Source organism: Paenibacillus sp. FSL R5-0928 (genome assembly GCF_037970385.1).
In the GTDB taxonomy this organism is placed as follows: domain Bacteria; phylum Bacillota; class Bacilli; order Paenibacillales; family Paenibacillaceae; genus Paenibacillus_AQ; species Paenibacillus_AQ odorifer.
This window is the reverse complement of sequence record NZ_CP150225.1, coordinates 3,618,382-3,642,759: the sequence shown is the minus strand read 5'-3', so window position 1 is coordinate 3,642,759 and position 24,378 is coordinate 3,618,382. Positions and strand designations below refer to the sequence as shown.

Annotated in this window: 17 protein-coding genes; 5 read left to right on the top strand and 12 right to left on the bottom strand. The window is 43.4% G+C overall.

The annotated features are described in order from the left end of the window. Window positions 1-6 precede the first annotated feature (6 nt). Entirely contained in the window at window positions 7-972 is a 966-nt protein-coding gene (locus MKZ16_RS16345; protein ID WP_076105749.1) for an aldo/keto reductase, read from the bottom strand. Between the two features lie 324 nt (window positions 973-1,296). Between MKZ16_RS16345 and MKZ16_RS16340 the strand changes: the two genes are divergently transcribed. The 4 genes from MKZ16_RS16340 to MKZ16_RS16325 all read left to right on the top strand — a co-directional run bounded on the left by MKZ16_RS16340 (window position 1,297) and on the right by MKZ16_RS16325 (window position 6,654). Further along, window positions 1,297-1,971, top strand: coding sequence for a response regulator transcription factor (locus MKZ16_RS16340; protein WP_076105748.1), 675 nt, complete (start codon window positions 1,297-1,299; stop codon window positions 1,969-1,971). Further along, window positions 1,968-3,023: a HAMP domain-containing sensor histidine kinase gene (locus tag MKZ16_RS16335; protein ID WP_080742500.1), complete on the top strand. Its 1,056-nt coding sequence runs from the start codon at window positions 1,968-1,970 to the stop codon at window positions 3,021-3,023. Before MKZ16_RS16340 ends, MKZ16_RS16335 begins: the two co-directional genes overlap by 4 nt. Before the next feature lie 119 nt (window positions 3,024-3,142). Continuing rightward, on the top strand, window positions 3,143-4,894 hold the full coding sequence (locus MKZ16_RS16330) for an ABC transporter ATP-binding protein (RefSeq protein ID WP_076105747.1): 1,752 nt from the start codon (window positions 3,143-3,145) through the stop codon (window positions 4,892-4,894). Next, the gene (locus tag MKZ16_RS16325; protein ID WP_076105746.1) at window positions 4,894-6,654 is read left to right on the top strand and encodes an ABC transporter ATP-binding protein; all 1,761 of its coding nucleotides are present in this window, start codon (window positions 4,894-4,896) and stop codon (window positions 6,652-6,654) included. Before MKZ16_RS16330 ends, MKZ16_RS16325 begins: the two co-directional genes overlap by 1 nt. 101 nt (window positions 6,655-6,755) lie before the next feature. On the opposite strand, the gene MKZ16_RS16320 is transcribed toward MKZ16_RS16325, so the two are convergent. The 11 genes from MKZ16_RS16320 to MKZ16_RS16270 form a co-directional block, all read right to left on the bottom strand. Then, window positions 6,756-8,318, bottom strand: coding sequence for an ABC transporter substrate-binding protein (locus tag MKZ16_RS16320; RefSeq protein ID WP_076105745.1), 1,563 nt, complete (start codon window positions 8,316-8,318; stop codon window positions 6,756-6,758). Between the two features lie 90 nt (window positions 8,319-8,408). Further along, the gene (locus MKZ16_RS16315) at window positions 8,409-9,344 is read right to left on the bottom strand and encodes a carbohydrate ABC transporter permease (protein ID WP_038571187.1); all 936 of its coding nucleotides are present in this window, start codon (window positions 9,342-9,344) and stop codon (window positions 8,409-8,411) included. Window positions 9,345-9,357: 13 nt separating this feature from the next. Next, complete coding sequence (locus MKZ16_RS16310) at window positions 9,358-10,317, bottom strand: ABC transporter permease subunit (protein WP_038574490.1); 960 nt, start codon at window positions 10,315-10,317, stop codon at window positions 9,358-9,360. Between the two features lie 121 nt (window positions 10,318-10,438). Next, window positions 10,439-13,789, bottom strand: a complete 3,351-nt coding sequence (locus tag MKZ16_RS16305) for a glycoside hydrolase family 9 protein (protein WP_076105744.1) — start codon at window positions 13,787-13,789, stop codon at window positions 10,439-10,441. Between the two features lie 227 nt (window positions 13,790-14,016). After that, window positions 14,017-15,759 carry an extracellular solute-binding protein gene (locus MKZ16_RS16300; protein ID WP_076105743.1) on the bottom strand — a complete coding sequence of 581 codons (1,743 nt, stop codon included), beginning with the start codon at window positions 15,757-15,759 and terminating at the stop codon, window positions 14,017-14,019. An 8-nt stretch (window positions 15,760-15,767) separates the two neighbouring features. Then, window positions 15,768-17,351, bottom strand: a complete 1,584-nt coding sequence (locus MKZ16_RS16295) for a response regulator (RefSeq protein WP_076105742.1) — start codon at window positions 17,349-17,351, stop codon at window positions 15,768-15,770. After that, window positions 17,348-19,090 (bottom strand): histidine kinase, encoded by a 1,743-nt coding sequence (locus tag MKZ16_RS16290; protein WP_076105741.1) that lies wholly within the window; start codon window positions 19,088-19,090, stop codon window positions 17,348-17,350. The genes MKZ16_RS16295 and MKZ16_RS16290 overlap by 4 nt, the downstream gene beginning before the upstream one ends. 142 nt (window positions 19,091-19,232) lie before the next feature. Then, window positions 19,233-20,444, bottom strand: coding sequence for an FAD-dependent monooxygenase (locus MKZ16_RS16285; RefSeq protein ID WP_076105740.1), 1,212 nt, complete (start codon window positions 20,442-20,444; stop codon window positions 19,233-19,235). Window positions 20,445-20,449: 5 nt separating this feature from the next. Beyond that, window positions 20,450-21,685, bottom strand: coding sequence for an MFS transporter (locus tag MKZ16_RS16280; RefSeq protein WP_076105821.1), 1,236 nt, complete (start codon window positions 21,683-21,685; stop codon window positions 20,450-20,452). Between the two features lie 25 nt (window positions 21,686-21,710). Beyond that, window positions 21,711-22,280 carry a TetR/AcrR family transcriptional regulator gene (locus MKZ16_RS16275; RefSeq protein WP_076105739.1) on the bottom strand — a complete coding sequence of 190 codons (570 nt, stop codon included), beginning with the start codon at window positions 22,278-22,280 and terminating at the stop codon, window positions 21,711-21,713. A gap of 411 nt (window positions 22,281-22,691) precedes the next feature. After that, window positions 22,692-23,270: a TetR/AcrR family transcriptional regulator gene (locus MKZ16_RS16270; RefSeq protein WP_038571167.1), complete on the bottom strand. Its 579-nt coding sequence runs from the start codon at window positions 23,268-23,270 to the stop codon at window positions 22,692-22,694. Between the two features lie 161 nt (window positions 23,271-23,431). Here MKZ16_RS16270 and MKZ16_RS16265 point away from each other — a divergent pair, with 161 nt between their 5' ends. Beyond that, a complete protein-coding gene (locus MKZ16_RS16265; protein ID WP_076105738.1) occupies window positions 23,432-24,307 on the top strand; it encodes a 2-dehydropantoate 2-reductase N-terminal domain-containing protein in 876 nt (291 codons plus the stop codon). The last annotated feature ends 71 nt before the right edge of the window (window positions 24,308-24,378 follow it).

Below are 24,378 nucleotides of genomic sequence, written 5' to 3'. Positions count from 1 at the left end.
CTCTAGTTAGAAGTGTGTACTATCAATTTCCATTTTAGACAAAGCTTCATTTAGTCTATCTACATCTTCCTTTGTTAATTTCAGATCAGCTCCATATAGGTTTTCTTCTAATCTGTTTAATTTTGTAGTGCCTGGAATTGGAATGATATATGGTTTTTGAGCTAATTCCCACGCTAATACGACTTGAGCCGGTGTTGCATTTTTACTTTCTGCAACTTGAGTAATTAAATCTAATAACACTTGGTTATGATCAATCACATCAGGTTTGAATCTTCCCAAGAAACTTCGATAGTCATCTTCATCATATTTGGTTTCCTTAGTATATTTACCACTTAAGAAACCATTTCCTAATGGGCTGTAAGCAACAAAAGCAATTCCTAACTCTTCACATAGTTCAAACAACTCTTTTTCCGGTTCACGCCACATCATGGAGTACTGATTTTGGGTTGCAGTAATCGAACATACAGCATGTGCTCGTTTCATATAGTCAATCGGTGCATTTGAGACTCCCCATGTTTTAATCTTCCCTTCAGCTATTAAATCTTTCATTGTTTCTGCGACAGCTTCAGGTTCGACATTCGGATCCACTCGGTGCTGATAATATAAATCAATGCAATTGACCCTCAGCCTGTTTAATGAACCTTCTATTTGCTCACGAATAGAACCTGGTGTGCTATTTAAAATAAGTTGAGGTTGACCGTCTACAGCTTCTTGTCCTAAAATTCCAAATTTAGTTGCAATCACAACTTGATCTCTTTGTGGTGCAAGAGCTTCGCCTACTAATTCCTCATTGGATTGTCCATAAAAAGCAGCAGTATCAAAGAAATTACATCCTAGTTCAACTGCTCTGCGAATTAATTTAACCATTTCATTACGATCTGCTGGCTTTCCATAGGCATGATCCATTCCCATACAGCCAAGCCCTATTGCCGAAACTTCCAAGCCACTATTTCCTAATTTACGCATTTGCATCTGTGATCTTCCTTTCGCATGAAGTTCAGTCAAAGTTCAACGTTCGACGTAGTCTGCATTATTTTCAGCACGTTAATCCAGCTAAATTAGTTTGGGTACTATTTTAGTATGCAACAATTTTTCACAAAACAGATATCATAATAGTATTAAATCATTGCCTATTCCTCTCATTTTAACGAATAGACAGATATATGAGTCACTTTATAGCGACTACAAGGATTTCAAACCGAATCTTAAGATTAGATAAATATTGATTCTGCTCCCTTTAAAACAAATTCCCCACAGGTAATAATGGATACAAACCTACTATTGGAGTGAACAGTAATGATTAACATACTCGTAGTTGAAGATGATAAGCATGTAAGAAGACTTCTTGAAGCTGTTCTGAAACGCGAAGGATATGATGTTGTAACTGCCGAAGATGGAGTTAAAGCTTTGGAGGTCCTTGATTCACAGCATATTGATCTAATCATTCTGGATATCATGATGCCTAATATGGATGGTTATGAATTCGCCAAGGAAGTAAGAGCTGCTGATAGCTTAATCCCTATTCTCATGGCTACAGCAAAACAGCTGCCTGAAGATAAGAAAAAGGGGTTCCGGATTGGAACCGATGATTATATGACCAAACCGATTGATACCGAAGAAATGCTGCTCAGAATCCAAGCGCTGCTTCGCCGTTCGCAAATCGCAAGTGCCCGTAAATTAGTAGTGGGTAAAGTGATCCTTGATTATGACGCATTGACAGTAACCCGGGAGGACGAGAAACAAACGCTTCCGCAAAAAGAGTTCTATTTGTTGTATAAGCTATTATCTTATCCGGAACGGATATTCACCCGTATCCAGCTTATGGACGAAATATGGGGCATGGAAAGTGAAAGTACGGATACAACCGTTAATGTACATATCAATCGCCTGCGGAAACGGTTTGACGCTTATCCAGAGTTTGAACTGGTTTCCGTCAGAGGTCTTGGATACAAGGCGGTGCGAAGCCAGTGAGCAAAATAAGTAACAAGCTCAGCAACAGAATCAGCCTTCCCATCTATTTTTCTCTTATCATATTTTTCATCTTTCTTATTACCGTTGTGATTACAGGACTACTCTTCTTTCTCGCACAGGTTTTTGGTTTGTTGAACGAAGAGCTTGCCCAGGATGGATTCGTACTACCCATAATGGTATTAATCGCTTGTACAATTATCGGTACCACGATATCAGCCATCACAAGCCGGAAAATGGTAAAATCCATCCGGTTATTTATTGAGGCCACAGAGCGTCTTGCCAGCGGTGACTTCTCCATGCGGCTTCAGCTCAAAAGCCCGCCGGAGTTTGAAATTCTATCAGAGAACTTTAACCGGATGGCTGAAGAGCTTGGGGGTATTGAAATTCTGCGAACCGATTTTGTGAATAATTTTTCCCATGAATTCAAAACACCGATTGTATCTATCAAGGGATTTGCCGAAGTCTTAAAGAACGATGATCTTACCAAAGAAGAACGGAATGAATATCTAGATATTGTCATTGAGGAATCGACCAGACTTGCCTCCCTTGCTTCGAATGTACTGGAGCTGACACAAGTTGAGACGCAAAAGATTCTGACAAACAAAATGAGGTTTAATGTTGGGGAACAAATTCGCCAATCTGTGCTTTTGCTAGCTGCTAAATTTGAGAAGAAGCACCTGAAGCTGAACGTTAATATTCAGGATTATGAACTCTCCGGCAATAAAGAGCTTTTAAATCAAGTTTGGTTAAATTTATTGGATAACGCGATCAAATTCACTCCTGAACATGGCGAAATTGAAGTTAACATGAAGAGAAACGAAGATAACGTGGTGATTCTAGTTCGTGACTGCGGAAGCGGTATTCATCCTGAGGCTCTTCCCAAGATATTCGATAAATTTTATCAGCAGGATACTTCCCATTCGACTGCGGGCAATGGACTTGGATTAGCAATTGTTAAAAAAATCATTCATCTACACAATGGAACCATTTCTTGCGAAAGCATTCCATTACAAGGAGCCACATTTACAGTTACGATTCCGATTGGAATGTAGTACGAGCCCTGGAGAACCTCATCGTTCTTTCAGGGTTTTTTCATTTTTCAGAAAAGTTAACTTTCAGTTTATCTTCTTTCGTTATCATTTAAGCAACGCCACATAAAGGAGTCAGATGTATGGTAACTATACTTAAGTACTTAAAACCGAAGGAATGGACCCTAATCGGTATCAGCATCCTGTTCATTGTCACACAGGTATGGCTGGATCTGGAATTGCCCGGTTATATGAGCGAGATTACTCGTCTTGTACAGATACCAGGAAGTGAAATGAGCGAAATCATTGCAGCCGGAGGCTGGATGTTGCTCTGTGCTCTCGGCAGCTTAGCTACATCAATCATAGTGGCAGGGATCGCCGCTAAAATTGCCGCTAACTTCTCTTCAAGATTACGCTCCAAATTGTTTGATAAGGTACAATCTTTTTCTATGGAAGAAATCAACAACTTCTCTACAGCTAGTTTAATTACCCGTTCGACGAATGACATTACGCAAGTGCAAATGCTGATTGTCATTGGTCTGCAACTGCTGGTGAAGGCTCCCATCCTTGCCGTTTGGGCAATGCTCAAAATTACAGGCAAGAGTTGGCAGTGGTCGCTTGCTACCGGTGTCGCCATTGGGGTATTGATTCTTATTGTCGGCATAGTGATCGTGCTTGTGCTTCCGAAATTCCAAAAATTGCAGCAACTGACTGATAATCTTAATCGTGTTGCAAGAGAGAATCTTACAGGCCTTCGTGTCATTCGTGCTTATAATGCGGAAAGTTACCAGGAAGATAAATTTAGCGTAGCCAACAGCGAGCTTACCCGAACGAATTTATTTGCCAACAATGTACTGTCCATGATGATGCCAAGTATTTCTCTCATTATGAGCGGTTTAAGTCTCGCAATATATTGGATTGGTGCTATTTTAATTCAAAATGCCAATGGTACGGCGAAGATGGGCTTATTTTCAGATATGATTGTCTTCTCATCCTATGCGATGCAGGTGGTTATGGCATTCATGATGCTGATCATGATTTTTATCCTGATGCCTCGTGCCCATGTATCCGCTAAAAGAATCAATGAAGTGTTGGATACTAAGCCAAGCTTAGAGAACGGATCACTTACTACCTCCAAGACAAATCGGTTGGGTGAAGTCGAATTCAAAAAAGTCAGCTTTAAATATCCGGATGCAGAAGAATACGTTATTGAGGATATCAGCTTTACGGTGAAAAAAGGAGAAACTGTGGCCTTCATCGGTTCAACCGGATGCGGAAAAAGTACTGTAGTGAACCTGATCCCTCGCTTTTATGATGCTACAGCAGGTGAAGTGTTGGTGGACGGTATTAATGTTAACCAATATGAGCAAACTGCACTGCGCAATAAAATGGGATATGTATCTCAGAAAGCGATTTTGTTTGGCGGCACGGTGAGCTCTAATGTTGCTTTTGGCGACAATGGCAGTGATCTGTCCTCTGATGTTGTAGATGCCATTTACACCTCTCAAGCTTCAGATTTTGTTGAAAAGATGGAAGGAAGCTACGAGGCTCATGTCTCTCAAGGCGGTACGAACTTGTCTGGCGGTCAAAAGCAACGTCTTTCCATTGCCCGAGCCATTGCCCGTCGTCCTGAAATATTGATCTTCGACGATTCCTTCTCAGCGCTTGATTATAAGACGGATCGCAAATTGCGTAGTGAATTGAAGAAGAAATCTAGCGGTACGACGATACTAATCGTTGCGCAGCGGATCGGTACAATCAAAGACGCAGATAAAATCATTGTACTGGAAGCCGGACGAATGGCAGGCATGGGAACACATGATGAATTGATGCAGACCTGTGATGTCTACCAAGAGATTGCTTACTCACAACTTTCAAAGGAGGAGCTAGCTTAATGAACAAAAGCAAAGAGCAACTCAACACGTGGAGCAAACTTCTCCACTATTGCAGAAAATATATCCCTGTAGTCCTTATAGCTATTATTAGTGCAGCAATCGGTACGGTTCTGACTTTGCTTGGACCGGATAAGCTTTCGGAGATGACAGACTTGATCACGGCGGGCCTCGTCACCGGAATTGATATGGAAGCAGTAACTTCTATCGGCCTTTTCCTTGTATTTATCTATATCCTTAGCGCTGTGTTATCTTTGGTACAAGGATTAATTATGTCCGCAGTTACGCAAAAGGTCTCCAAAAACTTAAGAGCCGATCTCTCACGCAAAATGAACAAACTTCCGATTTCTTATTATAATAATTCTACAACCGGTGACATTCTGTCCCGGGTTACCAACGATGTGGATACGATCGGGCAAGCTTTAAACCAAAGTGTCGGCACACTGGTAACTGCCCTTGCCCTCTTTACGGGATCCATCATCATGATGTTCAAAACAAATGTGATCATGACTATTACGGCGGTTGTTGCAACTATCATTGGCTTTGGCCTCATAGCGGCAATTATGAAAAAATCCCAAAAGTATTTTCAAAGTCAGCAAGAATACTTAGGGAAAATCAATGGTCATGTGGAGGAAGTATATACAGGACATACTGTAGTGAAAGCTTACAATGGTGAATCACAAATGCGCAATACATTTGAATCCCTGAATATGAATCTTAAAGATAGTGCATTTAAAGCGCAGTTCCTCTCCGGTCTTATGATGCCGATTATGATGTTTATAGGCAATCTAGGTTTTGTGGCCGTTTGTGTCGTTGGTGCTGTACTTGCTATGAACGGAACGATATCCTTTGGGGTCATTGTTGCCTTTATACTGTATGTCCGTTACTTTACACAACCGCTCTCTCAGATTGCTCAAGCCGCACAAAGTCTGCAATCAGCTTCCGCAGCAAGCAAACGTGTCTTTGAGTTCCTCGATGCTGATGAAATGGACAATGAAAGTCATAAAGAAAGACATCTTAAAACTGCAGCGGGCAAAGTGGATTTTGAACATGTGCAATTTGCTTATGAAAATTCAGATAAACTTGTGATTAAAGATTTTTCTGCAGAGATTAAGCCTGGGCAAAAAATTGCTATAGTCGGCCCTACCGGCGCAGGTAAAACTACACTGATAAATCTTCTAATACGGTTTAATGAATTAAAGGGCGGAGAGATTTATATTGATGATACCCCCATCAGCAGCTTAACAAGAGAAAACATCCATGATCTATTCTGTATGGTCTTGCAGGACACCTGGCTTTTTGAGGGCACTATCAGGGAAAATCTGGTGTACAACAAAACAGGTGTAACCGATAAAGAAGTTGAAGATGCTTGTAAGTCGGTAGGCTTGCATCATTTCATTCAGACCTTAAGTGCCGGTTACAATACCATACTAAATGACAAGGTTAATTTATCCACCGGCCAAAAGCAACAGCTTACCATCGCCCGCGCGATGCTCAAGAATGCTCCAATGCTCATCCTCGATGAAGCTACAAGCTCAGTCGATACAAGAACAGAGCTCTTGATTCAGCAGGCAATGGATAAGCTTATGGAAGGAAGAACCTCCTTTGTGATTGCGCATAGACTCTCAACCATTAAGAACGCCGATGTGATTCTGGTTTTGAAGGAAGGCGATATCCTGGAAAGCGGCAGCCACGAAGAACTACTTGCCAAAAATGGTTTCTATGCTGAGCTTTATAATAGCCAATTTGATCAAGCCTCTTAAATCCTAGTTGAACTATGAATTATATAGCAAAAGTCAAAAGGACCTACTCATTGTTCTTATCCAGAACAATAAGTAGGTCCTTTATTCGCTATGAACGCATATTACCTACTGGCAAGGAATTCATCAAGCTGTTTTTGCTTTTCAGCAATGACTTTATCTAGTCCGGCCGATTTTTGGGCGGCGATAAATTTTGGCAATTCTTTGTCCAGATCAACCGAGCCTGTCTCAAGCATCTTCTGATATTCTCTTAGGACGTTTGCTAGTGCTCCAACTTCTGATTTGACTGGCTCACTGTCAAAGGTGAAGCCCAGCGCCGGTGACGATTTGGCCCCTTCGTTGAACTTTTTGAACTGCTCCCACTTGTCAGGAGCTTCCGAGCTCCAGACATAGTTCAGGAATTGATTTCCCAGCTCCCAAGCGACGCCCGGTGCGTACTGTCCTGACTTCTCCGTCTGCGTCATAACATTACCATTAAGTGTGAAATGTGTACCTTCAATACCGAAGTTAAGCAGATTAATAATCTCTTGATCTGTATGAAGCAGGTTAATCAGCATCATGGCGCGTTCCGGGTTCTTAGACGTTGATGAGATGGCTAACATGGCGCCGGTAGTCTCCGATGTGGCGACCGTTTTACCTGTCAAAGTAATTTGTGCAAGCTTGCCATCAAGTCCTGTCGCGGATGCGATTTCCTCTGCTTTGCCTGGCTTGAGAGGCTCTACGGTGGAGAATACGTTGCCCGTCTTATAAGCATCAAGGGATGACGTTTGGGAAGTGGCCGCATCTTTGTTAAGATACCCCTTCTGGAAGAAATCACGGGTTACTTTTAATGCATTTAAGTATTGGGGATACTCTTCGGCCGGTTTGACTGTCGCTTCCGTGCCATTCTTATCGATAGCGCCAGGTATCGTCGTATCACCTAAAAAATCCAATTCCACAAAGGAGTGAGAGGCGAACGTGCCACCCGTTGTATACAGCGGATACATGGTTGGCTTCTTCTCTTTAACGATCTTATAAACGGCATCTAAATCTTCGATTTTTTGCACTTTACTCATGTCGATGCCGAGTTCATCGGCAATGTCCTTCCGGTACACAATGCCCCCTGACGATGCCAATTCTTTATTAGTAGGGACTGCATAATTTTTGCCGCCGATTTTGGAGCCATCGAGAAAAGCTGGATCCAAGCTATCCTTAATGCCCTGGCCATACTGATCGAGCAAGGGACCGAGATCTAAGTATGCACCTTTGGCAACGTTCTTTGCATACCCGTTCCATGAGGCTGTAAATAGAATGTCTACGGGCTCTCGAGAAGCGATAATGAGGTTAGTCTTATCATCCCATGCTCCCCAATCGATTGGTGCGATATCTACCGTCGCGTTGATTTTTTCAGTCAAGATCTTGTTCAGCGCTTCCTCGACGATAGCCTCGTCCGCCTGCGGAGCTCCTTCGTAGACCAGCTTTAGTTTATAGGGCTCCAGCTTCGAGGGCTCATTGGATTTGTTATCGGTTGTTGAATTCGCTGATGAGCTCGGTGTGGCGCTTTCTTTTCCGGCATTATCCGGTGTAGCATTGTTCGAGTTGGTTGAATTTCCGCAAGCCGTAGTGGCTACTGCTGAAATAAGCATTAGTGTGAGAAGCAGTGAAGCCTTGCTTTTCGTATCCTTCATTTTCAAGTAATCCCCCCGTAAAATAGAATGATATGCTAAACCATATACTGGTTTTAGCCGTTTCCGTGCCCACGTAAGTGATCGGCAATCTTAGCCTTTAACGGAGCCTACTGTCAGTCCTCTAATAAAGTATTTCTGGAAGAACGGGTAAGCAAATACAATAGGTCCAACACCTACAACCACCATCGCCATACGCACGGTTTCACTTGGGAAGTTAATCATTCCGCCAGCTCGGGTAATTTCAGCCATCGCGTTCGGGTTACTGGATAAGTACTGGATGTTGACCATCATCTTGTAAAGAAAGTACTGCACGGATATATTGTGGTTGTCTGTAATAAACATTAGGCTTAGGAACCAGTCGTTCCAGTATGTCAGTGTTTGGAACAGTGCTACGGTTGCCAGAACCGGCAGAGATAAGGGCAATACAATTCGGATAAATATCCGTAGCTCCCCTGCCCCATCTATTTTGGCTGACTCCAGCACAGCTTCAGGTACGGTCTCCTTAAAGAAAGTGCGCATGATCAGTACCCAGAATGCGGACATGATCAGCGGCATGATCAGTGCCCAAAGTGTATCTTTTAATTCCAGCATCTGTACGTATACCAAGTACCAAGGGACTAAGCCGCCGGAAATCAGCATCGTTAGAAAAACAAAAAATGTAAAATACTTAGCCTGTGGGAAATTATTCCGGGAAATGGGGTACGCATACAGTGCTATTATGATGACGCTTAGTATCGTGCCGATCACCGTGACAGTTAGTGAGATTCCATAGGAATGAACGATTTGACTGATATCTTTCATTAGGAATCGATAGGCTGCCAGATTGAAATTTTCGGGCATAAATCGATATCCGTGTGTCATAACGGACTGCTCATCGGAGAACGATACCGAAAGAATCAGCAAAAGCGGTAGGATACAGAGCGCCGAATAGATGACGAAGAAGATGTTGATGAGGGTTGACGCCCATCCCGACAGCTGATTCTTTGGATTGGACCCAGATAAGGATTTACTCTTTGTATTGGTCATAAGGGCTCCTCTCTTAGAACAGCGCGTTCTCGCGATTAAAGCGGCGAACGACCCAATTAGATACAAAAACCAAGATGAAACCAACTACTGATTGGAACAGGCCTGCTGCTGAGGAAAGTCCGATATCCCCAACGGTCAGGAAGGTGCGGTAGACATAGGTATCGATAACGTTTGTCACAGGGAACAATGCCCCCGATTCACGCGGCACTTGGAAGAATAGGCCAAAGTCAGCATTGAAGATCCGGCCAACCTGCAGCAAAGTCATAATCGTGAGGACAGGCATGATCAAGGGAATCGTGATTTTCTTGATCTGTTGCCACTTGTTCGCCCCGTCTATCGTCGCGGCTTCGTAGTACTCCTCGTCGATACCAATGATTGCTGCCATGTACACAACCGTGTAGTACCCCATGTTTTTCCACGTGTTAATGATCGGCAAGACGATCGGCCACACTTCTTTCGTGAAGTACCAGCGTACGGAATCAAGACCAAGCGCCGGCAGCAATGTGCCGTTGAAGTATCCTCGCTCGTCGCTCATGAACCCATACACCAAGTACGAGATGACGATCATCGACAGGAAGTATGGCAGGAACATGATCGTTTGGTGTAGCTTCGAGAGGAAGCGATTCTTCATCTCGTTAAGCATCAAGGCGAACCCCAGTGGAAGCGCCATGTTCAATACAATAAACAGCGAGTTATAAAGCAATGTGTTGCGAATGATGATGTACGAATCCTTCGAGGCAAACAGGTATTCGAAATTTTTCATCCCTGTCCAGGGGCTTCCAAGGATACCGTCCTGGTAGTTAATTGTTTTAAAGGCAATTACGATCCCGAACAAAGGGATGTAGTTATTTATTACAAGCAGAACGATTCCCGGCAGCATCATTGCGTAGAACATCCAGTAAGTACGAAGATTCTTCACGATGGAAAAATTACGTACAGTACGTATCGGTTTCCTATTTGTAGGAAGTGGCATAGCTTTCAATAGAGTTGTTGCACTCCTTTCACTGTCTTACACACTCCCCACACCGTTGTTTAGGCGGTAATGGGGAGTTCAGGTTTTCGCTATTGAGCCGTAATGGCAATTGTGACGTTACTTATTGAGGTTCTGTTCCCCACTGAAGAGCGCCTGCGACATAGCCAGTTGTATGACTCCAATCGGTGTAAGTCGAATCGGTCGGATCGAAGGAGTAATCGCCCGTCTGCGTGTAGTTCGTCCAATCGGTCTTGTTCATGCGGATCTGAAGCTCAATGCTGTCTCCAGCAGCCAAACTTCCAGCTCCGCTCGTAAAGCCGATTTCCAGATAATGATCAGCTCCTGTCAAAGGAGCCGGCAACTTGACGAAGGCGCCAGTTACGTTGCTACTGCCGACAGTGGACCAATCGCACCAGAAATTCTGGTCCTTCTCCCCATCGATCGTATAATAATAATGAAGCTTCACGTCGGACAGATTGATGGCAGTTGTACTGGTGTTCTTCAGCTTTATCCGTGGGCTCAACGAATTGCTCGTTGCCGTAACAGGAGAATTGTACTGCTGCACTGTGATAGAACCACTTCCGGTAGAGGGGGTATCGACCACGGAGACCGCAAGATTCGCACTTGCTCCTGTGCTAAAGTTGAAAGTCAGTGTCGTTGTTCCCACCGGTTGGGCAGCCAGATAAGCCTTCTGGATCGTCACTGTCGTGCCTGATACGGTGTAGTCCGTACCAGCAACTAGGGCAGTCGTGCCATTATTAATGCCGATGAGTGTGTTATCGTTCAGCGTCAAGGTCACCGGAATGTCGGTCTGATTCGCGGTTTGCTTGTCAAAGGTAGCGGTCGTCGGACTGATCGTCGAGTTAATAACCGACGAATCGTTCACAGCAACGGATAGCGTAGCAGATGAACCGGCGTTAAACTGGAAAGTGAGGTTCGCCGTGCCGATTGGCTGCTGCGCGAGATAGCTCTTGTGTAGAGTGACCGTGTTACCCGAAACGGTATAGTCCGTGTCCACAACCAGAGATGTCGTACCGTTCTTAATGTCGGTGAGCGTGTTGCCGTTCAACGTTAGGGTCACCGGAATATCAGCTTGATTTGCGGTTTTCTTATCAAAGGCAGCAGTCGTTGGATTAATGGTCGAGTTGCTGCTATTTCCGGTTGCGAATGCGGCGATGAATACCAACCCTGAATTCCAATAAACGGTATGTTCATTTGTAGTCCATTCTTGGAAGTTATCGGTATAGTTTTTGGCTGCAAATCTTGATATCTGGTTTCCTACAGTTATGTCATTGGAGTATTTATTCGGTCCTCCGACCAGATATCCCTTAGGTACACCAGGTAAACCATCCGTTCTATACATGATGCTGAACGGATATTTCACGCTGTTATCGCCGTAACCTGATACAAAAGATACGCCTACCGGGTTCTGCCCCAGAATCCAGTCTAACTGGCTATTGTTAATCTCATTAATGATAGCGCGGTTGCTCTCAAAAGTTCCCAGCAATTTCGTACCGATGATCATTTCCATCGGTGTGTCCGCAACCTGCATGGTGATTCCCCAATAGTAGTTACCATCTTTTATGATGCTTTTCCAAGGGCTGTCGTTGTATCTGCTCACTTTATCATTGAACCATTGCTGGAATTTATCCGAATACCAGCTTAAGACTCCAGAGTCCGGATTAGCGGCTTTCAGATAGCTGAAGAAGCCTGTATTCCAGGTGTTTGCCCAACCACTGGCGAAATCAAGGGTATCGTCAAAAAATATTCCCATATCAGTGTAATTCGCCAGGAAATAATCGTTGTATTCGGCATCGCCGGTCGATCGGTACAGGGAGCCTGCAGCCCACAGACGATTCGAAGCGTCATCCGTCACATCGTAAGGCCATCTGCCCGTGTTAGGCGTCCGAATATTTTCCGGATGTGCTTCCAGGTACCCCCATGCGTCTATTGCCGCATCCAAGCAACTTTGGGCAAAAGCCGGATCAATATTCTGATACATTAAGTAGGCATGTGCCAATACACCGGCTGCGGTAGCTGTATCGGCGGTCGTTTTGATATCAGTACGCGAGCTTACCGTATCCTTATCGATAATTTCTCTGTCTACCATATTGTCGTCATCCTGAAAGGTCACTCGAGCATAGAAACCGCCAGTTGCAGCATCCTGCATTTTGAGCATCCATTCCAGTTCCCATCTTGCCTCATCCAGGATGTCGGGAATGCCGTTTCCGCTCTCAGGAATATTAAATTGATTGTCCGTAAATTTCTCCGGCATCATTTCATAGGCCCAGAAGAGATCCGACAAGGCTTTGGCTCCTGCGTTAACGTACTTGCCTTTATCGCCCGCATCATACCATCCCTTGGAAACATCTTTTTTGATGGAAGGATTGGACATTAAAGGTACTGCGGTGTCAGGAGTAAAATCTGTTCTTTGATAATTTTGAGTGTATGGGCTGGTAATATTAATCCCGGTTCTCTGGTAATAGAAGTATCTCGTTACGTCATTTAAAAAGGGTTCATAGATTTCGTTAGCTTCGCCGATAGTGAACTTGGGCGAATTCTGGAGACCCTGCACTGAAACATAATATTTTCCCGGAATCGTTAAATTCGTGAAATCGGCGGTGAAAATATGCTCCCCGCTATCGATAGCATCATAATTTTTGGTGAGTACAAGCGTTCCGGAGTAAGCTGTGGAATTATTTGTGGCGTTAATAATGTTAAACGGAGTACCTGCATCGACCGTGAGCACATCCTCAAAACCGGTTACGAGCGCTTGCTTTACTCCATCTACGGGATACCCTAATTGATTGACCTTGATGGGTGCGTACTCTTTCTCCTTATCGGGAGACGTAACCCTAATGTCATTAAGCCAGACTTTTAAAGGTTGAAAACCATTATTCTTTATGGATAATGCATCTATGGAAGATACATCAATTCCTTGGGAGACCTGAATTAGATCCTTTAACGGGATCTTCACATGGGTCCAACTTGTAGTAATGTTGACGTAGTTGTTAATGTTTACTGTAGTGGTAATTTCATTGCCGGCAGCTCTTTCGAATACCCGGTCTTTGAAGCCCAGTAAAAAGGACTCTCCGCCCGCATTTCCTTTGATATTAAACTCAAGGAATCCATTTGGATGATAAGAGGTAAAGTCATACGCTTTCCAGCCTGCAACCGTAATTAAAGCGTTGTACCAGGAAGGACTGGTAGGCGTCTTCGCATTCAACAATAATGAAGGCAATCCATTGTACATTGCTGTAGAATCTATGGGCAGCTTGCTGTTCTCCGTCTCCAATCCAAACCCGCTATCTCCTGCCCAGCCGTCGGATATATTACTGAATATTTGGTAATCCAGTAAGTCTCTCCACCCTGCAGGCGCTTCGGGGGTTGCCGCATTAGTCTTGATCGGATTTGAAAAAAAGATAGTCACAAACATAGTTAATGCCAGAAACACGCTTACTTTTTTCCTCATTACCTCTCCTCCTAAAAAGTTTTGTGAGCATAAACTGCTTCGCTCCGCTTCAAACAAAACTCAGTTCGAAAGTTTACACTTAGTTGTGAGAGTTACTCTATGATTAGCTTCGTATACCATCACCTCTTTTTATTGAAAACGCTTTCTAATAAAATCATTTTAATTCAATAAGTTAATCCTGTTATATAGAAGAAATAAAGGAACATAGAAGAAAACAAGCCACAATATTATGGCTTGTTTTCCATGTACCAATTATTTACTTCTCTCGTGATTACGTCGCCGCCATTCTTGTAAAATTGGGCTACGAACTCATCAAAGTAGGAGAGCGGCTTCTCGCTATAAATGATGCTCAGATAACTCTCCGTTGCGAGTTTCTGCAGGAACACTCCGTGTTTCTCCATCCCGTCCGTTAAAGGTCCGTGGTACCGGTTCGGGATTTCGAGTCCCTGCTCGGCAATCGCTACCCCAGCCGCCGTAAGTTGAGCCGAATTCAAACCTTTAATGGCTTGTTCGATCGGCGTCGTCACTATTGCTTCCGAATTTTCAGATAATTTTCTGATTGCATCCGCATTCATATAAGGCAAGGCTGGAGCGCCACCTGTCAGCGGATAGAGCATCCAGCGCATATCCATTGAAGACCCGTCCGCAAGCGGCCACTTATCATTCGGCACGCCTTCAGTCGCAAAATTGACAGTAATGACCTTGTCGTTCATGATCACATAATCGTAACCTTCGTGAAACCCTTGTGCGAATCGGGGATCGAAGTACGGATCATCCGGTCCGAAATTTTTGGCAAGCAACTTGTTATAATAAGCGAACCAGGCTTCCATATTCGTGAAATCCTTGCTGAACACCGTATAGATACCGTACAACGGCTTTTGTGCCTTGCCCTTTAACCCATCCGGTCCGGCAGGAAGGGAATAAGCCTCCCAATCCGCTTCCGGGTCGACCTTCACTGTATCGCCGAGCGGCCAGGCTCCCATCCAAAACGGGCCGAACATGACACCAGCCATTCCGTTAACCGCCAGTTCGGACGCTTGGCTCGGGTCCTGCATGCCTGCATCTCTGTCCATGTAGCCCTTCGCCATCCAGGACGCCATCGTTTCCAGGTATTTCTTAGCATCCGGATGTACGGCGCCAAACATCAAGCTGCCCTTCTCGTCCTCATTCCAGAACAGTTTGATGTCAGACGTGCTAATCATCTGCCTTGAAAAAGCTCCGGCGATCGCATCTGTCTGCCCCATCCAGCTCCAGGGACCTTCCTTTAGCGGAACCGCCAGACCAACTTCGTCATCTTCACCATTCCCATTAGGATCTTGTTCAGAAAATGCCTTCAGCACGTTCTCCAACTCACTTATCGTCGTAGGCGGGTTCAGCGACAGTTTCTCAAGCCAATCCTTACGGATCCACATGACCGTTCCCTCATCTCCTGCACTAAAACGGGGAAGTCCATATATCTTGCCGTCTTTGGTCACTTCTGCCATAGTATAAGCGTACTTCTCGAGCGCTTCTTTTAGCTTAGGATGCGCATACTTCTCGATGGCATCATCCAGCGGAAGCAGCTTGTCGGCTTTCAGCAGATACTTCAGGATGTCTCCTTCAGCGCTAAGGGTGTCCGGCAGCTTGCCATTCACAGCCAGCGCCAGCCGAATTTTGGTATCTGCATCCTCGAACTTGCTGACAATCCAATCAAACTTCGTGACGATTCCCAGATTATCTTCCATCCAGCGGGTGTGCACGTTGTCTGTAAGGCTCTCATCTGGCTTGAATGCGTTAGGCCGATTCTCGTCCACGATTCCTGTTGTGATGGTTATAGGCGGATCGTATTTAAAGTCCCATACCGGCTTCGTTTCCCCATTGGATGTACTGTTCTGTGCCGTTTTCCCTGTGTTACTTAAACAGCCGGAAACTAGCAGTACTCCACTCAGAACTGCCCATAGAAATCTGGCCTTTCTTTTTTGCTTCTTCACCGGCCCAATCACTCCATTCCCGATCGGTATCTATCCCTGAATTCCTGCGGTGTCACCTGATAATAGTCACGGAATTTCCGAATAAACCAGTTGGTATTGGGATAGCCAATACTTTCACCAATATGGTAGATTTTATTATTTGTATGCTTGAGCACCTCGCAGGCTTTGAGCATACGCTGCTCGTAAATATATTGGGATACGGTAGTGCCTGTACACTGCTTAAAGATTTTTGACAGATGGTTAGGATGTACGAAGACGCGTTTGGCCAGCAAAGTAAGTGATAAGTCCTTGTCCAGCTCTTTCTGGATGTAGAGTTGCGTCTTCCGGACGATCACCTGGCTGTGGTCCTCGGTCTCCTCCCCTAGCTTATCGCGAAGTGTGCGTAGTAAGTCGAGCGCCCAGCTTTCCAGCTGCGACGCGTGCAGCATCGCTTTTCCTTTAACGAAAGCCGATTGCTCAGGAGTGAGCATTTGGGCCAGCGTCCTGCCACTGCGATTCGCGATATACTGGAAGGCATTGGAGAGAAAGAAAAAGACGTCGCGCATGAGGTTAGGTGAACCCGTATGCAATAGCGGTGACACGAACGCTCGGATCTTAGCTTCCGCCGCTTCCCATTGCTCCGTTTCCAAAAGATGTGTCAGCAGAGGCGTTTCATACAGCTTGCGCATAAGACGCGCTTCCTCTTCATTCCGCTCGGGCACCTGCCCACCCGAAAAACCGTCACTATCTAATCGCGATTTAGCTGTCATATAACTAGCTTGCAGTCCTTCCGGGAATAGACAGTCGGTTTCCCCTACAGAAATTTTACCTTTAAGCAAACTCTGTACTTCTTGCTTTAATCGCTCTATCCGCTCAAGCACCCATTCCGGATCGGGTGGTGCTCCTGATAGGTCGTATACCAGAGCGAGCAGGTTTCCTTCATCATCCGCCGCCGACCAGCAGTCATAGCGGTCCATCAGCAATTCTTCCAGCATGTTTGTTACCGCGAACCGGATCAGTGACTGCGAATAGAGGTCTTGTCCATCGAAGGGGGAACCCAATCGGACCAGGCACATCGAGACATGACCTGGTATCGGAAGAGGGAGGTCAAACAGCTTTAACTTCTCTGCAAGCGCCTTGCTATTCAGATTTCCGCTGAGCACTTTGAGCAACAACCCTGCTTTCAGTTCTGCACTATTGTCTCGGTAGATACGGAAGCCCTGTTCGATTGATCGCTCCTGCTCAAGCTGCTTAATGATCCGGCCCATTGCCTTAAGTAGCTGCTCGTCCTTCGCGGGCTTCATCAGGTAATCGAGCGCTTGCAGCTCAATCGCTTTTCGGGCGTAATCGAAGTCCGCATAACCTGTGAGCAGCAGGCACTTCAGCCCTGGAATACGAAGCCTGGCCTGTTCGATCAGTTCCAGGCCGTTCATGCGGGGCATACGGATATCCGTCATAAGGATGTCAATGGGGAAGGTGTCTATCAGAGCAAGTGCCTCGCTCGCGCTGTAAGCCTTCCAAACGCGGGAGATACCAAGTGTCGCCCATGGAATTGTATCTGCCAGACTGTCCGCATAATGTTTCTCGTCATCAACTACAAGCAGGCTATTCATTGCTCTTCCTCCTTCGTTTCATCTTTCATCCCAAGTCTCCAAATCAGCCTCACGTTTAGCCCCCCCAGTCTGGACGGGCAAAACTCAATTTGAGCGTCTGAACCCAAGTTGCCTTGCAGTCTTTGATATACGTTCCAAAGACCGCAGCCTGCATATTCGCTGGCCGGAATATGAAGCTCCATTTGCAGTTGGTCCATCCGTTCTTTATTTAATCCTTTTCCGTTATCCTCCACTTCCAAGTGCAATTGGTCTTCATTGACGTAAACTCTAATTTCAACCCGGCCTGGATATTCGACGTTCTCAAGTCCATGCACGATCGCATTCTCCACGATCGGTTGGATAAGAAGCCGGGGAATTCGCAGCTCCGCCAACTCTTCAGGCAGTTCGATGCTGTAGGACAGCGTCTCATTGCGAAGCCGAAGAATCTCGAGGTGAATGCGCACGAACGCCAGTTCTTCACTCAGGCTGACTCCTTGATTATCCATTCGTGTCGTATACCGGTAATAGTCAGCCAGATGATACGCCATGTCTATGACAGCCCGATTCTTCCCCATCTTGGTCATATTAATGATGAAACCTAAACAATTGTACAGAAAATGAGGATGGATCTGTGCTTGTAGCTGCTTTAGCGTAGCATCGCGCGCAAGAATACGCGATTGTAGGACATTCTCGATGAGATCTTGGATCTGCGTCGCCATCTCGTTAAAGTTCTGCATCAGGAACGTGAATTCATTGTTTGATTTCTTCGGCAGCCGGTAGGCGTAATCGCCTTCCTTAATCCGCTGCACCGCACGCACAAGTTGGAAAATAGGTCGATGTACGTTCCAGTACAAGGCAGACGCGGCGGTAATACAGGATAGGAGCAAAATAATCGAAGAAGCTCCAAACAATAACCGCTGTTGCTTGATAGGTCCGATAATCTGGTTAAGTGGAACAGAATCGACGAGATGCCACTCAAGAATATTGGAATAATAATAGGTAATCAGATAAGGCCTGCCGTCGAAGGAATGAATTAAAAAACTTGAATCCCGGCTATTGATCCTGTCGCCTAATTCCGCGATGATTTGGTCCATCTTGGGCCCATCTGCGGATCGGCTGGCGATGATGGCATGTCCTTCTTTGTAAAAAAACGGGTTGTCAGAGTGACCAGATTTGTAGGTATCAAGCAAATTTTCGAAGCTCCACTTGTAGAGGTTAATGCGAACGGCAACATCCAGATCGTCCGGACGGGCTGGTTTGTAACCCGTAGTGACATAAGTTCGAGTAAAACCGGAGCCAATCTCCAAATCTTCGCTGTAGCTCCACCCTAGCGAAAATCGGCTTTCAAACTCTTTAAGGTCATATTCATAGGAGGGGGAAGAAGAAATACTATCGTCTCGTTGAGGGAAATAGACGGTTACGTCATTGCGCCAGTTGCCCGATGCGCTGGCCAGCGACAGCTTCTCTTGGATCAGCAGCCTTGTTTTCATTAGGGAATAATCGCTCATGTTGAGGTTGTAAAGGTACTCCAGCACGTTCGTGTCAACGAGCATAGGTGCGGAGACTAAGTCGAACTTCTCAATGCTGGCATCCAGTTGTGCCACGAAAAGCTCCATCCGGTTCAGGCTGGCTTTGATAAGCTCCTCCTGTATGACGTTGATGCTCTTAGAGGTAGAATAATAGTACAGCGCCACAACCGGAGTTAGCAGAATCAGCAATAACACTAACATTTTCTGAAAAATATTAAATTTGATCCGCATGGGATTTCCATCCTTGTTTTGTAATTACACCTCAACCTGTATTTTACAATGGATAGAAAGCGTTTTCTATACAAATTCTTTGCGTTTCAACAAATTAAAATAACCTCATTCCCAATGAACTCTACTTAGGAATGAGGCTTCGTTAAAATTTAAAGGCATTATCAACCGTTATTTTAGGACTCCCCAAAAAGAATCTCCGCATTAAATATCTAGCGATCCTGCTATTTCCCATCAGTTTCATGCACGCTAGCGAGAAGTTTTTAATCCCTTTAGGGGATTTAACGATCATGCTGATTATCAACTGTTGAGCAAAATGCACTAAACGAATTTCCCGATTACGAATGGACTGCAAACGATCTAAACGCTTGTATTCATGATTTGGCTCTAATTTTGATGTAACAATAAGTTCAGCTGTGACCAGCGCTGTTTCAAAAGCCAAGGACAATCCGATAGCTCCGAGTGGAGAAGAACAATGTGCAGCATCACCGATTAGAATACAACCCTTATCATGCCAATTGTCCACCATAAAAGTCTCTGATTGGATAGAAACGAACGATTTGAAATCACTGATTTTTTCAATGTCTTCTTCAAGCTCAGGAAAGGCCTTTATGAATTCAAGCTTTAATGGTTCGATGCCTTTTCTTTTTATGGTATTCCATTGGTCTTTCTTCATTGTAAAACCTATTTGCACACAATCAGAGGAATAAGGAAGCCCTATGAAGTTACTAAAATCAGACAATCTGAAAAGGAGTTTTTGATTTAGCTTGAACTCATTAGTCGATATTTTGCACCAGATTAAATCAAAATCTTCTTTTTTATACTTAAAAGAAAAATCGCTTGTCTTCCTAACCGTGGACATCCGTCCATCCGCTCCGACTACTAAAGAAGCATGGATCTCAGTCATTTGTCCATCTACTAAGGCGTTTACCCCGACTGTTCGATTTGTACTTTTAATAGTTGAAGTGACCTTAGCGTTAAAAATGAGCTCAAAATTAGTATAATCCTTTGCTAGATCGTAAAGAAAAGTTAACAGGACGGATTGTTTTATTTTAATTGCGTAAGGTGCCTCCGGCATTTCTTTTTCATAATCAATTTGAGTGATATATTTCTTATTATTCCATATTTCGGAATTAAATAATTTTATATGCTCATACTTTTCAAGACACTGTTCCAGGTTCAGCTCTTTCATGAGCCTTACAAATCGAGGCTGGAGAACTTCTCCTCTAAACTTGCGATTAAAGCTTGTTTGACTTTCCAGTACGGTAACTCTAATTCCGTTTTTGGCTAACAGCAGCCCTAGAAAGAGGCCAGAAGGTCCACCACCAACAATGCAAATCTCCGTTTCTTTAATCATTCCTATCACTCTGTGGGTAAAGAAGCAGCCCGTTCATTTTTTACTGCGGGTTCCCTAGCCGATAATCTAAGAAAAAGAGAGATTAAAAAACCTAATAAAAGAATAGAACCTAATATAGTAAAGGATAACGAATAATTTTCTGTTTTTAATAATTTCAAAGCTAATATCGGGCCTGTGCTAGCGCCTAGGAATAGAATAAATGCATTGAATGAAATAGCAGACCCTCTTGCATTTCCCCCTAATTGACTGACAATTGAGATGATAACGGGAGTTACCAGCGCGATACCAGCCACAAATACAACGCTCATTAGGACAAGAAGTGGCAGGTTCGTGCTAAAACCTAGAGCAAGCAACCCAATTGCAGCTAAAGCTAAGCCTCCCCTTAGAACAGCGGCCATTCCAAGTTTTTGAGCAATTCTTCCGGAAAAGGGTGCTAAAAGCATCCCCGCGATTCCAAATGCACGAATATAAAGGATATCCTGTGAGGAAAGTCCAAACTTAGCTGAGCTTAAATAACTTCCCAAAACAGTGTACATGCCAACTAAAGTTAATAGAAGCATAAAGGTTATCGCAAAAGCCAAAAGCAATTGTGATTGTTTTAGCAGAATTGTCATTTGTTTAAACTTCCGCAGAACATTTTCTTTCGGTCTTAGCATTTCATCTTTAGGAAGGAACCTTATTACAATCACTGAAGTAATACCATACACAATCCCCAAAATAAAGAAAATAGCACGCCAGCCAAGAGCTTCGTTAACAATCCCACTAAAAACCTGGCCTACTATGCCTGCCATTAACAGTCCTGAGCTTATAAATCCAACGGCTGTTAATCTTTTATGAGGCGGAAACATTTCCCCTGCATACACTAGCGCAATAGGTGCAAATGCAGCAGCCACTAGGCCTTGCACTCCTCTGAGCATAATAAGCCCGTAAAAACTATCCACAAATCCTAGCGCAAGCGTAACTACGGTTAACCCAATAATGCTGGCTACTAAAAATACTTTACGTCCATACCTGTCTGAGAAAGGTCCATACAAAAGACAGCCCAGCGCATAACAAAGAGAAAATGAACTCCCAATCCAAGCCGCCTCACTCGGGCTAATCTGGAAGGCATGCGAAAACACTTCGGATAATGGAATTGTAATATACATGCTAGTTAGAATAACTAAACCACACCAAAATAAAATAATCGTCATTAATGAATAGTTCTTATTGTAATTCTGAACGTCTATCGTCTGATTCATAAAGTGAATATTCCCCGGTTTACTATTAATTTGCAACAGTGATGCCTTCCAAGACATGGATCAACAAATCGTTTATGTAATCCGCATCCGGAATTTTTTTATAGATGAGAATTTGAAAGTAAATGGGACCATAAAGCAGATCTAAAGTTATATCCAGGTTAATTGTTGACTTCAATTCTCCCTTATCTATGGCTGCTTGGAGTAATTGTTTGGCATCATTTCTTTTAGTCATTAAAAACAATACGTAAAAATCTTTTGCGATTTCTTCGCTCTCTGTAACTATAGTTAAAGTGGATTTCCCGATTTTGCTATTGAGGATACGAGCTAAAGCTTCAAGCTGTTGTTTAAAGTTAACCTCAATGGATTTATTGCTATCAAATTCAAACTCTGATTCTACGGTCATTAGAAAAGCGTCCAATACAAGCCGTGCTTTATTTTCCCACCATCTATAGATGGTTGTTTTGCCAACTCTAGCTTGTGCTGCAATAGCCTCAATCGTTAATGATGAATAACTGTTAGATTCCAACATTTCTAGAGTTGCAGTAAGAATCTCCTTTTTACTTCGAGGTTCTTTGTTTTTCACGTTCAATTTCATTTCACCTCCTAAATGTTATTTAGTTATTAAAACAATGTAATTGTAGTACGATACGTATCGTTTCAATTGTTACATTATCTTATATCATTTTCATCAAATTTAAAATAGCTAATTTGAGAATTATTATTTTCTGGATTTAGGCATGCGTTAGATGACTAAACATAACTTGTGCATACAAAAACTAACGCTTCGGAATGGTCCGAAGCGTTAGTTTTTGTGGATATTTGCAATTTAGGATTTGATGACTAGTTTATCAACTATAAACATAATAAAAATAAAGTAATATCGTCTCCCAAAATGACCAGTCAAAATCAACCATAGGTTCCACCTTTCTGATAATCTTGGCGAAGTGATTAAACCTTCCTGTTCGTGGGACTTGTCCCGAGTGTTATGCTTGTAAGCGTTCCTATTCTATCTTATCAAGAGTCCCAGGCCACTCATTACATAAGGACGAACAATGTCCACAAGTAAATCGGTCTGATCAGCCTCCCCCTCAATTAACCAAGTAAATGCAGCGCCATAGATCGCTGATCCTGTCATTGCTGAAATGATCTTTGTATGTTGGCGGTCTGCGATATCATAATTAATCCCTTTCAAAAATATGTTTTCAATGATTTGCTGCAGCATATTTTTTACTTTCTCATCCACCAGCTTAGCAATAGATTTGGAATCCATTCTGCATTTCTGATAAAAATCAACGATGTACTGATGAGTCAACAAGATCAACTGGTTACATATTTCATCTGAAAACTCCCGTGCATTCATTACTTGTTCAGGAATCATCTGATGAAAAGAATGTTCTGTAAATTCATCGAGTAAAGCATATTTATCTTCATAATGGGCATAAAAAGTAGCCCGGTTTATCGTAGCTTTCTGTGAGATATCTTTTATTGTCATTGAATCAAATCCTTTAGTCTGTAAAAGATTTCTGAAAGCTTCTCTTATTAACAGGCGAGTCCGTATTACTCTCGGATCTTCTTGATGTACCATCTGAGTCTCCCCTTTCTAAAACATCAATTATCGGAATGTGTTGTCTATGCAACTCTTTTCTTACAATGACGGTTGTAAGCATAGTCTTGTCATACTATTATCTTATCAAACAGATGTTGCTTAAACAATCAGTGACTAGTTAGTCGGAAGGAATGATAATAGTGAACATAAAACAAAATAGACTTCTAATATTTGGCGCTGGCGTAATTGGCAGTTTATACGCTCTTAGATTTGCACAATCGGGGTTTGACGTCACTTTACTGGCTCGAGGAAAAAGGCTGGATGAACTTAAGCGGAAGGGTTTGAGATACAACGACAACGGTACGATAAAGCAACTATCCATTAAGACGGTCGAAAAGCTTGCAGATGATGACATCTATGATTTTATCTTTGTTCCTGTACGATATGATCAGGCAGAATCTGCCCTGTCTGCGATCAAAAATAATCAGAGCAAAACAATAATTACACTGACCAACACTATTGGTTATAATTCCTGGCTTGAAATCGTGGGTGATCGGTTACTTCCAGGATTCCCTGGTGCAGGTGGAGACATTAAAGAGGATATTTTATACGCTCAATTTGGTTCCAAAACTTATTTTGGTGAAATAAATGGACAAACGACCGAAAGAGTTAAGGAGCTTGCTTTGATATTCGAAACAGCTGAAATGCAGTATGAAATACAAAAAGATATTCAAGCATTTCATGTTTCACATGCTGCACTCGCTGCAGTCAACAAGCATTTTTATACGAATGAAGGAATGGTAGATATTGAGACAGCAATAAGCGAAAGCATTCTTAGCAAAGTAGCTACAGATATCAAACAAAATCTTTACTTGGTAGAGCAAGCTGGAATCTCTGTAATCCCGACTGAAACGAAGTCAATGGGAGAACTGATGGAAGAAGAGATTATATCCCGGTATCGGCAGATGCTGAGTGATGAGTTTATCATTGATGTTAAGTTTGGAAACCAAGCTGTCAGCAGAAAAGCAGAAATAATATTATTGGATGAAATGTTTCATGAGAAGTTTTCGATTTAATCCAAGCAAATTTTTTCCATAAAAGTTATCAAATGAGTTCACACCCCATATTACTTAATACTAAAACAATG

Bases quoted from the DNA above. Each gene is read 5' to 3' on its own strand.
- MKZ16_RS16345 (WP_076105749.1), bottom strand. From the start codon at position 972: ATGCAAATGCGTAAATTAGGAAATAGTGGCTTGGAAGTTTCGGCAATA.
- MKZ16_RS16340 (WP_076105748.1), top strand. From the start codon at position 1,297: ATGATTAACATACTCGTAGTTGAAGATGATAAGCATGTAAGAAGACTT.
- MKZ16_RS16330 (WP_076105747.1), top strand. From the start codon at position 3,143: ATGGTAACTATACTTAAGTACTTAAAACCGAAGGAATGGACCCTAATC.
- MKZ16_RS16325 (WP_076105746.1), top strand. From the start codon at position 4,894: ATGAACAAAAGCAAAGAGCAACTCAACACGTGGAGCAAACTTCTCCAC.
- MKZ16_RS16320 (WP_076105745.1), bottom strand. From the start codon at position 8,318: ATGAAGGATACGAAAAGCAAGGCTTCACTGCTTCTCACACTAATGCTT.
- MKZ16_RS16315 (WP_038571187.1), bottom strand. From the start codon at position 9,344: ATGACCAATACAAAGAGTAAATCCTTATCTGGGTCCAATCCAAAGAAT.
- MKZ16_RS16310 (WP_038574490.1), bottom strand. From the start codon at position 10,317: ATGCCACTTCCTACAAATAGGAAACCGATACGTACTGTACGTAATTTT.
- MKZ16_RS16305 (WP_076105744.1), bottom strand. From the start codon at position 13,789: ATGAGGAAAAAAGTAAGCGTGTTTCTGGCATTAACTATGTTTGTGACT.
- MKZ16_RS16295 (WP_076105742.1), bottom strand. From the start codon at position 17,351: ATGAATAGCCTGCTTGTAGTTGATGACGAGAAACATTATGCGGACAGT.
- MKZ16_RS16290 (WP_076105741.1), bottom strand. From the start codon at position 19,090: ATGCGGATCAAATTTAATATTTTTCAGAAAATGTTAGTGTTATTGCTG.
- MKZ16_RS16285 (WP_076105740.1), bottom strand. From the start codon at position 20,444: ATGATTAAAGAAACGGAGATTTGCATTGTTGGTGGTGGACCTTCTGGC.
- MKZ16_RS16280 (WP_076105821.1), bottom strand. From the start codon at position 21,685: ATGAATCAGACGATAGACGTTCAGAATTACAATAAGAACTATTCATTA.
- MKZ16_RS16275 (WP_076105739.1), bottom strand. From the start codon at position 22,280: ATGAAATTGAACGTGAAAAACAAAGAACCTCGAAGTAAAAAGGAGATT.
- MKZ16_RS16270 (WP_038571167.1), bottom strand. From the start codon at position 23,270: ATGGTACATCAAGAAGATCCGAGAGTAATACGGACTCGCCTGTTAATA.